This window comes from Ruegeria sp. HKCCA5491 (genome assembly GCF_013034565.1).
Lineage (GTDB): Bacteria > Pseudomonadota > Alphaproteobacteria > Rhodobacterales > Rhodobacteraceae > Ruegeria.
Genome location: NZ_WQGG01000010.1, coordinates 187,200 through 202,202 on the forward strand (window position 1 = coordinate 187,200; position 15,003 = coordinate 202,202).

General features: G+C 55.3%; 18 protein-coding genes. 14 read left to right on the plus strand and 4 right to left on the minus strand.

Annotation, left to right across the window (positions count from 1 at the left end):
• The first annotated feature begins 130 nt into the window (after positions 1-130).
• The 13 genes from GOV88_RS14675 (at position 131) to GOV88_RS14735 (ending at position 9,405) form a co-directional block, all read left to right on the plus strand.
• Positions 131-1,486, plus strand: a complete 1,356-nt coding sequence (locus GOV88_RS14675; protein WP_171240893.1) for an integrase family protein — start codon at positions 131-133, stop codon at positions 1,484-1,486.
• 2 nt (positions 1,487-1,488) lie between these two features.
• Entirely contained in the window at positions 1,489-2,049 is a 561-nt protein-coding gene (locus GOV88_RS14680; RefSeq protein ID WP_171240894.1) for a hypothetical protein, read from the plus strand.
• 89 nt (positions 2,050-2,138) lie between these two features.
• Positions 2,139-2,471: a hypothetical protein gene (locus tag GOV88_RS14685; RefSeq protein ID WP_171240895.1), complete on the plus strand. Its 333-nt coding sequence runs from the start codon at positions 2,139-2,141 to the stop codon at positions 2,469-2,471.
• 127 nt (positions 2,472-2,598) lie between these two features.
• Positions 2,599-2,886, plus strand: a complete 288-nt coding sequence (locus GOV88_RS14690) for a hypothetical protein (RefSeq protein WP_171240896.1) — start codon at positions 2,599-2,601, stop codon at positions 2,884-2,886.
• Positions 2,886-3,179 (plus strand): hypothetical protein, encoded by a 294-nt coding sequence (locus GOV88_RS14695; protein ID WP_171240897.1) that lies wholly within the window; start codon positions 2,886-2,888, stop codon positions 3,177-3,179. Before GOV88_RS14690 ends, GOV88_RS14695 begins: the two co-directional genes overlap by 1 nt.
• Positions 3,179-3,406, plus strand: a complete 228-nt coding sequence (locus tag GOV88_RS14700) for a hypothetical protein (RefSeq protein WP_171240898.1) — start codon at positions 3,179-3,181, stop codon at positions 3,404-3,406. Before GOV88_RS14695 ends, GOV88_RS14700 begins: the two co-directional genes overlap by 1 nt.
• Positions 3,399-3,998, plus strand: a complete 600-nt coding sequence (locus GOV88_RS14705) for a hypothetical protein (RefSeq protein ID WP_171240899.1) — start codon at positions 3,399-3,401, stop codon at positions 3,996-3,998. The genes GOV88_RS14700 and GOV88_RS14705 overlap by 8 nt, the downstream gene beginning before the upstream one ends.
• A gap of 133 nt (positions 3,999-4,131) precedes the next feature.
• Positions 4,132-5,007 carry a bifunctional DNA primase/polymerase gene (locus tag GOV88_RS14710; protein ID WP_171240900.1) on the plus strand — a complete coding sequence of 292 codons (876 nt, stop codon included), beginning with the start codon at positions 4,132-4,134 and terminating at the stop codon, positions 5,005-5,007.
• Between the two features lie 11 nt (positions 5,008-5,018).
• Entirely contained in the window at positions 5,019-7,529 is a 2,511-nt protein-coding gene (locus GOV88_RS14715) for a hypothetical protein (protein ID WP_171240901.1), read from the plus strand.
• A 220-nt stretch (positions 7,530-7,749) separates the two neighbouring features.
• Positions 7,750-8,001: a hypothetical protein gene (locus tag GOV88_RS14720; protein ID WP_171240902.1), complete on the plus strand. Its 252-nt coding sequence runs from the start codon at positions 7,750-7,752 to the stop codon at positions 7,999-8,001.
• Positions 7,994-8,623 carry a helix-turn-helix domain-containing protein gene (locus GOV88_RS14725; protein WP_171240903.1) on the plus strand — a complete coding sequence of 210 codons (630 nt, stop codon included), beginning with the start codon at positions 7,994-7,996 and terminating at the stop codon, positions 8,621-8,623. Before GOV88_RS14720 ends, GOV88_RS14725 begins: the two co-directional genes overlap by 8 nt.
• Positions 8,595-8,981 (plus strand): hypothetical protein, encoded by a 387-nt coding sequence (locus GOV88_RS14730; protein ID WP_171240904.1) that lies wholly within the window; start codon positions 8,595-8,597, stop codon positions 8,979-8,981. The genes GOV88_RS14725 and GOV88_RS14730 overlap by 29 nt, the downstream gene beginning before the upstream one ends.
• A complete protein-coding gene (locus GOV88_RS14735; protein WP_171240905.1) occupies positions 8,974-9,405 on the plus strand; it encodes a hypothetical protein in 432 nt (143 codons plus the stop codon). Before GOV88_RS14730 ends, GOV88_RS14735 begins: the two co-directional genes overlap by 8 nt.
• Positions 9,406-10,032: 627 nt before the next feature.
• Here the strand turns inward: GOV88_RS14735 and GOV88_RS14740 are convergent.
• The 4 genes from GOV88_RS14740 to GOV88_RS14755 all read right to left on the minus strand — a co-directional run bounded on the left by GOV88_RS14740 (position 10,033) and on the right by GOV88_RS14755 (position 13,962).
• A complete protein-coding gene (locus tag GOV88_RS14740) occupies positions 10,033-11,043 on the minus strand; it encodes a sulfotransferase (protein ID WP_171240906.1) in 1,011 nt (336 codons plus the stop codon).
• A 374-nt stretch (positions 11,044-11,417) separates the two neighbouring features.
• Positions 11,418-11,810 (minus strand): hypothetical protein, encoded by a 393-nt coding sequence (locus GOV88_RS14745; protein ID WP_171240907.1) that lies wholly within the window; start codon positions 11,808-11,810, stop codon positions 11,418-11,420.
• A 71-nt stretch (positions 11,811-11,881) separates the two neighbouring features.
• On the minus strand, positions 11,882-13,198 hold the full coding sequence (locus GOV88_RS14750) for an aspartate aminotransferase family protein (RefSeq protein ID WP_171121284.1): 1,317 nt from the start codon (positions 13,196-13,198) through the stop codon (positions 11,882-11,884).
• A complete protein-coding gene (locus tag GOV88_RS14755) occupies positions 13,195-13,962 on the minus strand; it encodes a 3-keto-5-aminohexanoate cleavage protein (protein ID WP_171121283.1) in 768 nt (255 codons plus the stop codon). Before GOV88_RS14755 ends, GOV88_RS14750 begins: the two co-directional genes overlap by 4 nt.
• On the opposite strand from GOV88_RS14755, the gene GOV88_RS14760 reads away from it, so the two are divergent.
• Positions 13,935-14,951, plus strand: a complete 1,017-nt coding sequence (locus tag GOV88_RS14760; protein ID WP_371808248.1) for a MurR/RpiR family transcriptional regulator — start codon at positions 13,935-13,937, stop codon at positions 14,949-14,951. The genes GOV88_RS14755 and GOV88_RS14760 overlap by 28 nt on opposite strands.
• Positions 14,952-15,003 lie beyond the last annotated feature (52 nt).

Consider the following 15,003-nt stretch of genomic DNA (forward strand, 5'->3'; position numbering starts at 1 on the left):
TTTTCAAAGCCCCCTTTTCAGGGGGCTTTTTTGGACACAAAACACACCTTACCAGACCCGACCTGAACGATAACAATCGCCATAAAATAAAGGCGTTTGCATCCCCCAAGTAATCCCCCTATGTATTTACATGGCACGGTCCGACCGGGTGCGGTTGGAAGCGGTATTCGGGACACAATCGGACGCGTGCGGGACACAACAACGGAAGGTGGATGCGATGGGCAAGGCCCAATCAACTAGCTATGTGGCGCGTCACCTGCCCAAAGAAGGGCGGGGAACGTGGCGCGATAAGGAATTCCGCGGTTTGGAATGCGTGGGGCGTTCTGACAAGGGCGCTTGGTATTTGCGGCACACAATCGACGGAAACCGTTTTCGGGTTCGTCTGGGTGACTTTCCAGAAACCACACCAGCCAAGGCGCGCGAACTGGCGCAAACAAAACTGGGTGCGGTTAATGCGAGGGTTGCCGCCACGGATAAGACAGCGGTTGCCCGCGAACTGCGCCAGCAACAGGCCCAACGACGGAACCGGGCCGAAGCGCCAACGCTGGGCGATGCTATAGACACCTATGCAGATATTCGGCTGGCGGGCACGCGGCTAAAGGATAAGACCGTCAAAGCTATGAAACGGCTATTCGCGAAGTATCTGCACATGCGCCCTGACGCCCTGCCCCCCGAAGCCGTGCGGTTGTGGATTGAAAAGGAACGTGTTCGCGCCCCCTCATCCATCAACACGACGTTGCGCCGCTCAAAGCCGCTGTTTCGCTGGATGTTCGAACAGGGGTGGACCACGCAAGACATTCTGGCCCCGCTAAAGGTGAAGGTCGAAAAAGAGCGCAATGTTTCCCCAACGAAAGAGCAAGTGGCGCAAATCCTGATTGCGCTGGAGGATGAAAAGAGCGCATCCGCCCGCGGGTTTGTTACCGCGCTGATATACACCGCGCAAAGGCGGGCGAACGTGGCGATGATGCAGGCGGGCGAAATCGACGTTGAAAACCGCGTTTGGACCATCCCCGCCGAGAAAGCAAAAACGGATGAGGATTGTAAGACACCGTTAAGTGAAACCGCGCTGGAACATATCCAAGCCGCGGCCGAGGCGATTGGCGTTAACCTGAACGGCGACCCTGACGCTTACGTTTTCCAAGGCAAGCGCAATGGTCCCTATGGTGGCTTTGGCGCAATCAAACAAAGGTTAGACGATGCGCTGGGCGCGGACTTTCTGGACTGGACGTTTCACGACCTGCGCCGCGGGTTTTCTGACGGGGCAATCAAGGCTGGTTCGGACGTGGCGATTGTTGACAGATGCTTAAACCATAGCGCCAGCGCCACGACGTCACGGCTTCAACGACGGTATCAGCGCGACCAGCAAGTCGAGCGCCAACGCGCCGTGTTTGAAGCGTGGGCGTCGTTGTTGGCCGATGCGCTGGCCGAAGCGCGCGGCAAAGAGGCTGCGAACAAAGTAATCAGTTTGAGCCATGGAAGGGGCTGATGATGAGTGACAATGTTTATGAAGTGCTGAACCTTGAAAGCTGGAATGAGGATAAACCCAGCCCGATAAAAGCGCGGTCTATCGTGGACGACGTGGACCTGAACGCGAACCGCGACGCGGATGGTGATTTGATTAAGTACCCCGCGACATGGGAAACCGGGGCGGAACACTTTGTAACGCCATCACGCCGCGTGACCGTTGACTATCTGAAAGACTGCCGCGCGATGGTGGACACCGCCAACCAGAACGAAATTGAAGCCTCAGATGCGTTAAGCCTAAAGGCTGAGGCGTTGGGTTCTGACGTTGTGATGGACCTGAAAAAGGTTGCCCATGGGGTGCACATGGCCGCCCGCGACATGGGGATATCCGCTGACGCTGGCATGGTTAGCCTGTTCATGCATAGCGTAGCGGAAGGGCTTGAACGCGCCGTAACTGAAAACACGGGGCGCGGTGCTGATACGGTGAAAGCCACCAAACAGGCTTTTGACCGCGCCCTGTTGAATAGCTTCGGTACGTCGAAAGACGCCCTGAAAACAGCCCGACACCGCGCCAAAAAACGATAGGTAACGCAGGCGACACCACGCCGTTACCCACAAACACAGACAACCCGCCCAACCTACCCCCATCAGTAACCGCAGATGGGGTTTTTTTAATGAACCTGACACTATCCCAACCGTTTCCAATGGCCGCGTCCATTCCCGACTTGGTGGCGCTATGGTCTGAGGAAGTAACACCAACGTCAGACACAACAGGGCGGCGCTATCCCGGCAAACGGAACACCGCGACCGGGAAAACCGTTGTAGACCCGATTGATTGGGCTGGATGGATGTTGGCAAAGGCTGACGATGATTTCGCCCAACGCGTCCTGCGCGGCATGTCCATTCACTCAAAGGGGCGTGTGAAGGATGCAATGAAATCGTGGCGCGAAAGGGGTATTCAACCGTCCCGCCGCGGCCACAACCTGACCGCCGATAACGCGGCTTAACCCGACATGAAAAACACCCTGCGCCGCTGGAACGGCACAGGGCGTGTAGGTCGGGAAGTCGAATAAAATCCGTAGTCCCGGCATATCACAATTTTTCATGTCTCAGAAATCCGAAGGGATTGAGACTATGCCTACACTAAAAAAGACTTTCACCGTGAAGGATGAGGGCGGCGAAACGCGCCAGATTAGCGTCGGCGGCAATGATTGCCGGATGCTGGAACAGCTTCGCGCTGGCCCCGTTGAATGCCCGTCGCGCCGTCGCCATAGCGCGGAGGTTCACCGCCTGCGCAAAAACCAGGGCGTCAACATCAGGACTGAGCGTATCGACGACGGCGGTGGCGCATGGCACGGGCGCTATCACCTGATTTCGGAAATCGGCGTCGTGCGCGACATCACCGAAACAGGAGCGGCGTGATGCGTGTCTATGAGCAAAGCGACGGTTGTTTGACCGTCGCGATTACCGACGGCACGCACCGCATAATCCGTTGTCGCGACAACATTCAGTGGATTGTGCAAAAGCGGACCAGCCCGAACGGAAAGCGGCCTTGGTCGTCGCTGGCGTTCTGCGCGACAAAACGCGGTCTCGAAATCGCGACAAACGCGCTTGATTTGGGCAATCCAATAGCCTGCTGGGTCGGGTGGCTACCCGAACCCGAAACTGAGCCGTTTAACGACGTGACCCACCTTAGAAACGGGCGGGCGGCGTGATGAGTACACACGAATTCCGTTCCGACAAAATGGACCGCCAGCGCATCGGGTCCGCCCTGCGCGCGCTGGCGTGGGCCGTGGCCGACAAAGCCATGTCACCCGAAGCGCTACGCCGGGGGCTGGCCGAAATCGACACGTTGGCCCGTGGCGCAACGCCCGCAATGGATGCGCTGATTACGGCGCATCAAGACGAAATCTCAAATCAAAAGGATTTATTCCATGACTGAACAACCGAAACAAAACGGCCTGAACGCGCTGGGCAATGGGGCGACTAGTCCGGCTGGCCCGTCGTTGGCCGATGCGATGAAATCCGCGGCGAAGGCGTTGGAAGCGGGGCTTGCAAAGCCGGGGCGCTACACCGCCGTTGTATCAGACACCAGCGTTGGCGAACGCACTGGCCCCGTGGGTTGGGGCGTTGTTCGCGCCGCGTTGGAAGGTGTGGATGCGGACGAAATCGCAATGTTTGTCCCGGTCAGTCACGGCGCTGACGCGCTGGTTGATGATGGCAACGGGGGCGTAACCTTTAACCCTGCTGTGTTCGAGCCGAGACAGGCCCGCGCTGTTCTGGGCGGCCTTAACCGCCTGCACGCGCTGGTGACAGCCGCGGGGCTGGAAGCGGACGCAATCGCGTCTGGTGATGATTTGCCGATGCTGTTGGGCGCGCGGGTGTCTGTGATGGTGTCGAAGGGGAAGGACCGCGACGGGCTTCCGCAAAACGAAATAGCTAAAATCATCGGGCCTGCCCCTGCTGATGCAGACACGCCAGCACCAGCGCCTGAACCTGTCGAAAGCTATGACCCGACGGACGCGCCGTTTTAATCGAACGGCACCCTGAAATGGCACTCAGGCGGGACACAACCGCCTGACGCCGAAATTTCCTGTTGTTTTTTAATAAGTAATCCCAGCGAAAAGCCCCCTCAGTGGGGGCTGAGGTGGGGAAAGTCCGAACCTGATGAGATTTGCAGACGCGCCCGAACTTTTTGACAACGGATGGACAACCGTTGTCCCTGCCCATGGCAAAGCCTGCGGTAAGGGCTGGAACAGATGGCAGGCGGAAACACCGCCGCGCCACCTGATTGAAGCATGGGCCAACGTCCGCGCCGCCGAAAACGTCGCCCTGATAATGGACGGGACGATTGTTGCGGTGGACCTAGACCACGATGACGCCGAACGCGCTTTTGCAATCCGCGAAATTGCCGACGAACACCTTGGACAAACCGACCTGTGGCGTACCCGCAAACCGGGCCATAGGACTTTGCGCCTGTACCGCCCTGCCAATAAAAGCATAACCACCCAGCATTTCCACGGTGTTGATATATCCGTCTATTGCACGACTGGCCTGATTATCTTGGGCGGCAAGCATCCCAACGGCAACGAATACACATGGCCCGAAACCAGCCCGTTGGATTGCGGCCCCGATGATTTGCCGTTGGTGGACCAAACCCGCGTGTTGGGTTTCATCGAAGCCGTCACATCGGCGTTTCCACCCCCCGAAGGCGTTACCCCCCATGGCAACGGCTTCCGCGCGTCCACGCCGCACGGCGTCAACGCCGACGACGTTTTCGCGCATTTCATGGCTGGGCATGACCGCTTTATCAGCCTGCCCGCCGCCGCCAGCGACTTTATTCAGCGTTCCACCCAGCTACACCCCGCCATGGCCGCCGCCGTTTGGACGCTGGCGAACTACGGATATTCCGAAGCCGCAATAACGGGGTTACTACGCGAAGCCGTAACAACGCACCCGCGCGCCATCTCGACCAGCCCAACGAACCGCGAACGGGAATTAGAACGGTCTGCCCGCGGTGCTGTGGCTCGGATGGGTGGTTAACTGCGTTGGGTGTGCTGGATAGATATTCGCTGATTGTCGGGCTGGATGCGGAATATGTGTCTGCATCCGAACTGCCGAACCCGTCCGCGGATATGCTGGCCCGCCAATGTCCGACCTGCACACGGAAGGGGCCGGACATTCATTGCGAAAAGCGCACCTGCCATCCTGTGAAAAACATAGTCCTGTCGCACCAACTGAGTTACCGCACCCCCAACAACCCAGCGACCCGCGACCATATCGTTTACACCGAAGGCCGCACGCGCCGCCCGTATTTCAGCCACATGATTGGCGGCGTGATAGAAGATGCCCGAGCCGCTGGAATGATTTCCGAAGCCGACATTTGCAACGATGCCATCAACATTATCGTTGCGGCGCATTTCAGCCGCGCAGAACTGGCGACGTTTGCCGATTTCAACAAACTGAAAAAGCGCGCGCAGAACGTCCGCGGCACATACGCCACGATTAACCATAGGGACGGCATTCGTGTTGCTTACCGGATGCCGGGCGTCGGACGGGTGAATATCCGTGTGCGTTTGCTGGATACGATGTTGTTGGCCCCCGGCCGCGCACCACTGGCGGCGCTGGGCGATTGGATGGGCGTTGAAAAGCTGAGTATGCCCCCGGTGATTGATGAACAGGGCCAGCGTGTGCCCGCTATCCGCCGCATGGATTTGTGTTTGCAACAACACCCCGCCCCGTTTGAGGCATACGCCCTGCGCGATGCGGTGATAGCGCGGGATTGGATATTTGAAGTCGCGACGCTGGCCGATGCGTGGGGATTGGAAACAATGCCCGCAACCGTCGCCAGCATGGGCATTGAAAAAATACGGTCCTGCATATCGGATTGCGATTTGGACCCGTTACGCTTTTGCGGATGGCAGAAACCCCCTCGTGAACAGAAAACCATGTTGCCAGCCGTGGGCGATATAAAAACGCTGACGGCCGATTGCTTCCATGGCGGGCTGAATATCGCCTGCGAAATCGGCGTGCATGACGGGGATATTACCGACCTTGACCTTAAGGGGGCATACACGTCTGCCATGGCCGCCTTACGCCCCGCAGATTGGGACGCCATCCAATACACTAAGGACGTGGACACACTGGCCCGCCACGACGCTTTGACGTTTGCACGGGCCGAATTTGAATTCCCGCCAGACACGCGCTTTCCGTGCCTGCCAGTGGCAAACGGGGGTTATGGCCTTTGCTATCCGCTATCGGGGGAAACCTGCTGTTGCGGCCCCGAACTGAAGTTAGCGGTGCAGATGGGCGCGCGCATCACCGTTAAACACGGCGTCTATGTGCCGTGGGCTGGAACGGCGCGGCCGTTGGTTGATTTCGCCAAATTCATCAACCATTGGCGCGCACGGTTTCCGAAGGGCACGCACCCCGGCCTGCACGCGCTGGTTAAGGAGGTTGGCAACAGTGGGTACGGCAAATTTGCGCAGGCTGTGGCAGGCTGGAAAACAAACCCTGTGACAGCTCGCGTGTTTGACACACGCAACGGCACATATCAGGACATGCCAGAAAGCGGCATAAGCTGCGCGCCATATGCGGCCTACATTACGTCTATTGTCCGCGCGACACTGGCCGAAGCCGTTGCCGGATTGCCTGCCCACGTCACGATGATGAGCGCGACAACAGACGGTTTTCTGAGTGACGCGACGCTGGCAGAAGCGAAGGCCGCAACGTCGGGGGCAATAGGTACATGGTTTGCCGAACTGCGCGGCATGGTGGACCCAAACGGCGACACTGAAACGCTTGAGGTGAAGCATAGGGCGCAACGCGTGCTGGTGGTGAAAACCCGCGGGGGCATGGCGCTATTTGTCGAAGATGAAACAAACGTTTTTATTGCGCGCGCCGGGCACAAAATCCCCCACTGGGATAGGACAAAGCCGAAGATTGAGGAAGCGCACGCGTGGGAGGAAATCATACGGAACCGCGAATACGGTGACGTCATGACCAGAAAGTCGCTGGTGTCCCTGCCGAAGCAATACCGCCTTGGGTGCGACCTGATAGACGAAACCCGTGACGTTGCATCCAATCTAGACTTTGACTTCAAACGTATGCCCGTGGACGTGCGGGATTATGACGGGATTATCCGGTTTGGAACTGCCCCATTCGCCACGGTTGAGGATTGTTTGCACTGGCGGCGCGCGTGGGATGAATACAGGCATAAGGCCGAAGCGGTATTAAAAAGTGCTGACGATTGGTTGCGCTTTCACGGCTGGATGATGGACGGGCAACCGGGCGGTGTTGACTTGAAGCGGACACAATTTGAACGCGCTGTGCTTGCGGCGTTTGCGCATCGCATACCCGGCTTTGACATTAAGTACCCCGACGCGGTGAAACTGCTGGATGGGTGCGGGGTGGCAGGCATAACCACCCGCACGTTGGACAACATACGCAGGCGCACCGAACAGCCACAACCGCGGGCCATAGCCATGACGTCCACCGACCTTGCGCTTGGCGGTAATCTGGTCACCGCCCTACCCCTAAACGCCCTGAAATCGGTGCTGTTATGACGGCTGTATCCACACAACTAGAAATAGGTTGTGCCCACTCAACCGGGGGCGACCAAACGCTAGGTTTTTCCGTCAGCGATTTTCAAAACCGCGTAAGTCTTTGTTTTCAATGCGTTACCAACTGTCGAGATTTTCCGTCAGAATATACTAAGGGGGGGAGTAGGCACCTGACGGAAAAACGAAACCCGCCCAAAATCCCCTGCATGGAAGGAAGCGAAATATGCAACCCGAACATCCAGACGATAAGGAACGGGAATTCACGATAACCCTGATGGACCGCGGCACCCACTACCACGCCAAAGTGGTGGACGATTTGACCAGCGCCGACGTGTTTGACGGCGAAGCGCCCACGCAACGCGATATTGTCCATCGCGTGAACATGGCGATTGAACAGTTTCAGGATTGCGTCGCGGAACACGGGGAAAGCATTGCCGTTGCGGTTTGGGGCGCGAAGGGGCTTTCGGATGCCTAAGACGTCGCGTCGTGCTGGCGTAAAATGGCGCATTTTGCGTGAAAAAGGGCGTTTCAATCTATCCAACATCATGGCGCGCGTGGACCTTCCGTCCTGCCCGATATGCGCGATGGACCTTCAAAACCGCCGCGCGGTGGCAACCCTGCACTATGCGGGCCTGTCGAATGCGGACATTGCCGAACGTATTGGCGTGACGCCCGCGACCGTGTGGCGGCATGTCGTGCGGTGCATCCCTCAAATCACCGAAGCGACGCACCGATTGGAACGTCAACGCGACGTTGACCACATTGGCGACCTGCAAAAGCTGGTGCTGGACACGCTGGAAACCATGAAGGTTGGGATTGAAACGCAGATGGGCGAAGGGAACACGGCGGCGGCCCTTCAAATCGGTGCGGACTTTCTGGACCATCTGGATATCTACATGGGGTTGCTGGACCGGGTGGACAAACATCGCCAGCGCCAGTTGTCCGACACAATCCGCGCCCTAAGCGCCGAAATAGTCAAATTGGACCCGGTTCGCGGTGCCGATGCGATTGATGCTATTATTGGCGGCAATCCCGCCGTGCAAAATGTTCTGGATGAGGAAAGCGATAATGTCCGAGACAATACCGATACCGACTGAATGGACGATTGAAAGCGCCGCCCGTGCTTTGAAACATGAAGATGATGCGGCCGAAGATATGAGCACCGACGCTAGGGCAATCGCGGCTGTGGTTGCCCCCACGTTTGAACCAAGCACCAGCGACATAGATGAGGCCCGCGATGCCGCGTTTCAGGCGGTGGAAAGGTTAATGGTGCTGGCCGAACTGCATGACATGGATTTTGCGCGTAAGCGGGCGTTGAAGGTTGGCTTTTGCCATCTGGTGAATTGCGCGACCGAAGAACAGTTTCGGGACTATGAACAGGGCGCGTTTGCAGCGCTATGCGAAGGTTTTGGGGTGACACTGGAACAGGTACGCGGGGTTGGGGACGATGAGTAAGGCCACAAAGATTGTGAAGATGCCGAAGGGGAAAGCCAGCGCGCCCCCTGATGAGGAAAGCGCCGTCGCGCCGCTTCCGACTGCAAACGACTTTCTGGCAATCCTGACCGCCGTTACACGCGACGTTGCATCTATCGCGATGGACCCGAGCAACGACCCGATGGACCGGACACGGGCCGCGGCTGTGGCTGGCACGCTGGCCGTGCGGGGGATTGAAGCGGTGGACCGGGCCGCCGCTGTGCATAGTGCCCAACGCAACAACGCCATACATGACATGTCACCTGCCCGTGTTTGGGATACTTACGACGACAAACCAAGGTTCAATCCGTTTGCAAAGATTGAATACAGGGAAGCCGTAAACCTGCTAACACGTGACGCAAAAGCGGTTGGGCTGGGCGTTACCCCTCAAAAGGGGGAAGTGTAAAAGATAAATAACCAGATAAATTATAGTTTTAAGTAAGGCTGATAAACGCTGTGTCCCGCCCCTGTCCCGCAATTCCTGTTTTTCGGGGTTGATGGGGCGACGCGTTTGGAAGCCGCGACCGCCCCGGCACGGAAGGTGCCTTCCCCCTGATAAGTCCACCGCGAGCATCGTGCAACCGTTCAACATTTGTTTTGGTAAAAAGTGCTGGATGCGTTTCAAGTGCTGTAGGTCGAGCCAAAGCAAGTGCGACACGGACAATCGTCCCGCCGCCCTTTAACCACGACGGCGTTTCCGGTGGAATCGGCCAATGCAATGGCCGCTCGGAATGGCGGACCGGTCATCCGACGAAAAGCCCTGATGACGGCAGTGAGCCCAAATTGATATCGCTATGGGTTGCATCAGCGACTGCATTGGCGACGAAGCTGTCATCCTGTGAAGCTGCCGAAAACAGTGGGGGCCAACTTGAAGGAGTTTTCGGATAATCAAATTCATATTCCAGCGGTCCCAAAATACGTAAATCCTCTTTCCCTTTCGTCGCAACCTATGCGGTAGAGTAATCGAAACTGGCAAGAGATAGAAAAAAAGTGAAGGATGGCATTAGTAAACCTAGTTCGAACGAATGCGCATCTAGCTGTAGGGTTTCCATTCGGATGGAGTTCTTCCCACAAGCCTAAGCGTTTCTTGGAAGTCAACTGCAAAATATTCCATTAACCGTTCCTTCAATTCCGTTTCCATCTTTGCGTTAAAGCTATAGGAGTATGTTGCTTCAAAATCCGCAGCAACAAATGAAAGGCCGAGGAATTTGCAAATCCTTTTTATCTCCCTCTGATCAAACAATTCCTCGAAAAAGCCGATATATAGGTTCTTCTCTGGAACCGCGGATTTCAGCCTTAGGAGTGTTTCGCTGTACCGTGAGAATTTCAATACATTGGCACTTTTGGCGCTTAAAGCGCTAGCCACTATTTGATTTGCATCAGCAATCATGTTCGCCAGCTGCTCCTCGGTGTATTCCTTTGCCCATACCCGATCTTTCCCCAAGCCTGAACGTTGCATCGCCATCATTCTCGCCTGGGACCAAGTGCGGTCGATAGGATCTCGTAAGAGATAGATAAACCGAACATCCTCAGTCAAAGCATTCATGCGACGTAAAATGTCTTCTCCTAAAAGCGCATAAGCGGGTGTAAATTCGTATTTCAACGTTTCTTCTGGCACCCTAAACCTAAGTGCTGAAAGGTAATCAGCGTCGGAACTGCGCCCTGCATCGACAAGAGCCTTATAATGTTCCATTCTCCGTCGTTGATTGGGCTCCGGGTTCATTTCGTTCATTCGTCGTTCAATTCGAGTGGACAGCTTTTTGAGCCCATCTTCGCTCAAATTGTTAAAGAAATGCATTTCCTTAAGCGGGGGTCGAGAGCAATCAGGTCTATTGTTAAAATACTGAGCAAGCCACGTCGTTCCGGCTTTTGGCGCACCAACTCCGATCACCAGAGGTTTTGTTGAAGGTCTTCTGGAAAAAAGGCGTATCACTGGGCTTTGCTCCTTGGTTCGCTTCAGTTGTTCAGTGCCTATACGGAACGGACCAATCGGCCATTCCGCAATTCGTTCAACATTGCGACAGAATTGAACAAAAAATTCCAAGAAGGCAACAACAGGGCCACGATCCGAGAAACTTCACGACGTGAGCAGATCGAAATCAAGCATTTTCGACTTGGAGTTTCCACGACAGTTTTCTGCTCGGTGAAGACACCAAACAGACGTTGATGGCAGGGTCGACACAGCGCTAGTTCGTACTTCGAACGGGAGAAGGTCTTCAGGCCTCGCTACGGTTATTATTCGGACGCCTAAAGCCCTTATTGTCTTGGTAACGTGGCTTTCGGGACACAATCGGGACACAGCGCAAAGATTGCGCAAAAACCTGTGTCCCGATATTTGTAAAAATTATTCTATAACAATAAGTTAAGACAATATCCTTTGCGAGGTTGTGTCCCGCAAGACGCCCTTTTCAGGGGGCTTTATTGTTCCGCCTGTCGTTGACGCAGCCAAACGATCGAGTCGTTCACATCGAAACCAAGAGAAATGAGATCGACCACCAACAGCAGCACCAAAAACTGCACATAACCCGGTGACAATGCGGAAGCATCCATCAACAGCATTATGACGATTGCCAGCATTGGAACCCAACAGACCAAATGCGGCAGCGCCATCGCCTTTGTCATACCTCTGGCCGCGCGCATGATAGGAATGTTCAGGGCCATTCCAGTCACCGACAGCGCAGCGATCAATGCACCTTGTGGTTGATCGACAAATGCTAGTGGAGCCAAGTTGACGGGAATAAGTATGAAAGCCATCCAAAACTGAACCCAAAGGGGTAATTCCCTAAAGCTCAGCCAAATATCGCGAACCATTCGTCACCTGTGCACTATTAACTAATCAATTACTTTAATTGATACACAGGATTAGTCAGTTCACAAACACGTTAAACGGCTGCAGATAGCGCTTTACTCAACTTTGTGACTAATTCGCCGATTTCCGAGTTTCCGATAATGAAGGGCGGCGCCAATAGGATATGATCGCCATGCCTGCCATCCCGCGTACCGGACATGGGATAACAGATTAGTCCTTCAGAAAAAGCGGCTTTTTTTATCTTGGCTGCTGTGCCGTGCGATGGATCAATCGGTGTTTTTGTCGCACGATCTCCAACCAGTTCCAACCCTCGGAACAACCCACGACCCCGGATATCGCCGACATTCGGATGCTGGCCAAACTCCTCCAGCAGCGCATTTTGCAAAACGTCCCCCAGCTCGGTGGCCCGCGTTGGAAGGTTGCGTTGTATCAGTTGCTGAACAACTGCCAAGGACGCAGCCGTTGCTACAGGATGGCCAACATACGTGTGCCCGTGCTGAAAGAAACCGGAACCTTCCTCAATCGCGCCATACAACTTACTGGTGCACAGCATCGCTCCGATAGGCTGATACCCTGCCCCCAAACCTTTTGCGATACACAGGATATCCGGAGAGATTCCGTCGTGGTCACAAGCAAACAAATGCCCGGTTCGCCCCATACCGCACATCACTTCGTCCAGAATCAACAGAACACCATACTGATCGCAAATCTCTCGGATGCGGCGAAAATACCCCTCGACCGCCGGGACCGCGCCCAACGTCGCGCCGACAACCGGCTCGGCCATGAACGCCATCACCGTTTCAGGCCCCAATCGCAAAATCTCTGACTCAAGTTCGTTTGCAACACGCTGACCGTAGTCGTAACTGCTCTCGTCATCCGGCTTCTCAGCGTATTCATAACACGGGGCGATATGTGTCATCTCGATCAGCATCGGCGCGAACTGCGCACGTCGCCACGCATTGCCACCCGCAGACAACGCCCCCAACGTATTTCCATGATAGCTTTGACGACGCGCAATCACATGACGGCGTTCGGGTTGACCAATCTCAAGGAAATACTGTCGCGCCAGCTTGATCGCCGCTTCGGTCGCCTCGGACCCACCGGACACAAAATAGACGCGGTCCAGATTACCCGGCGCATGTTCAATCAACAGGTCTGCCAAGGCTTCGGCTGGTTCGGATGTCATGAAACCGGTATGCGCAAAGGCGATCTTGCCCACTTGATCCTGCACGGCCTCAATAACCGATTGATCCGAATGACCTAAACAAGACACCGCAGCATCCCCGCAATCCAGATAACGCTTTCCTACAGCGTCAATGACGTAACACCCGTCCCCTGCAACAGCGATCGGCAAGTTGGATTTTGTATGGCGTGGAAAGACGTGGCTCATGAAACATTCTCCTTCAATGCTGCGACAAGTGCCTTCACCGAGGACCCATTGTCCTTCCAGGGCATGTCATCCCGATCAGTCATGCTGTTTTCAAAACCGACGCGCACATCACCGCCACGTCTGGCGGCTGCCAACAGGCATTCATGCTCTTGCCGGCCAAACGCACAAGCCATCCATCGCGATTGAGCGGTTGGAAACAGGTCCAGTTCCTTCGGATTTGATTGCTGTCCTTCCACATACCGACCAAGAACCAACAACCTGTCTGTCTGACCCGACCTGATCAGCCCCTGTTCCTGCCAGCGACCCAACACTGCGGCATCATCGGCATCGTACAAGATATGTTGCACCTGGGTTCCTTGCTCGGCGCAAACGCCATAAACCTTGTCGACCAGCTCCGGTGATCTGGCAATTTCTCTGACCGCGATCGAAACCCATTTGGGGCAGACCCGCTCTAGACACTCTAACTGAGCGGAAACGTCGTACATGTCAGCAGCTTCGGTCGTAATCTGAACGTCCATTTCAGGGACGACCCTGTGCAACTCGGCAATCGTTTCAATGTATCGGCCAGCATCCAAACTGTGCTGCCCATTTTCATCGCGCACGTGCAGATGAATACCTTGCGCACCAGCATCGAAACAGGCCTGCGCCGCCGCTACAATCTGCTCGGTCGTAACGGGCAGATTATGATGGTCACTTATCCCGCGGCGCGCGCCGTTCGGTGCCACAAGAATATACGGTGCATGCTGTAATTGCTCGGGTGTCATCAAAGCGGCCTTCCACAGTTCAATTTTATCTACCCCCACACACCGTGTTTTCAATTTGCAATTTGCAAAACATATGTTTTTTTCATGCTATGAAAGACACGCTCAACAACCTCACCAACAAGCTACGCCGGGACATCGAACAGATGCCCCCCAGCCTTCAAGCCGCAGCAAAGTACATCATAGATTATCCGGGCGATTTTGGCCTGAACCCTATTCGCCTAACGGCTGCACATATTGGCGTCAGTTCAAACGTTTTGGTTCGCCTCGCCCACCGCATGGGGTTTGATGGCTTCGATGCTTTTCGTGAACCTTTTCGGCAAGCTCTGGTTACGGACCGAGAGGGCGAATTGGGTCAAGATTGGCTGGCAAATCTGCAATCAGGGGACCAGCTAAGCCAATCACAAGCAAAATACGCGCAGAATGCTCAGAACGTCGTAACCCGATCGCTCAGGCTCATCCACCCGGAAAAGATACGCAGGGCCGTTGACTTCATCACCAAATCCAAAAGGTGTTTTGTGACGGCCACGCGTGCCAGCTATGCGCTGTCATACTATTTTTCCTATGTCGGACGAATGGCACATCCCGGCATTCAACTTGCACCCCGGCATGTCGGGTCGGCTGTTGATGATTTGCTGGACGCAGACCACAGTGACTGCCTTATTGCGATTACAGTCCACCCATATTCAGCCGAAACAATTCAATCGATGCGGTTCGCAAGGCAGAAAGGGATGAAAATCATCCTTGTGTCCGACAGCGATGTCATTGCGCCAAAAGTTGAGCCTGACGTGACGTTTCCCGTCAGCGTCCGCTCCCTACATGATTTCTCGAATTTTACCGGCGCGATGGCTGTTTTGGACTGTATCCTGGGGCATCTTTTCGAAGCGGGCGGCAAAGACGCACACCACCGTGCAAGACAATATCAACAAGCGCGCGAAAACACCGGCGCTTATTGGAGGCCTTCGAAAGCACCCAAAATTCGAAAACCATAACCAAGGCCCTTTGTTTCCGGGCCTTGGTTTATTGGTGTGTTACGAGCAGGCG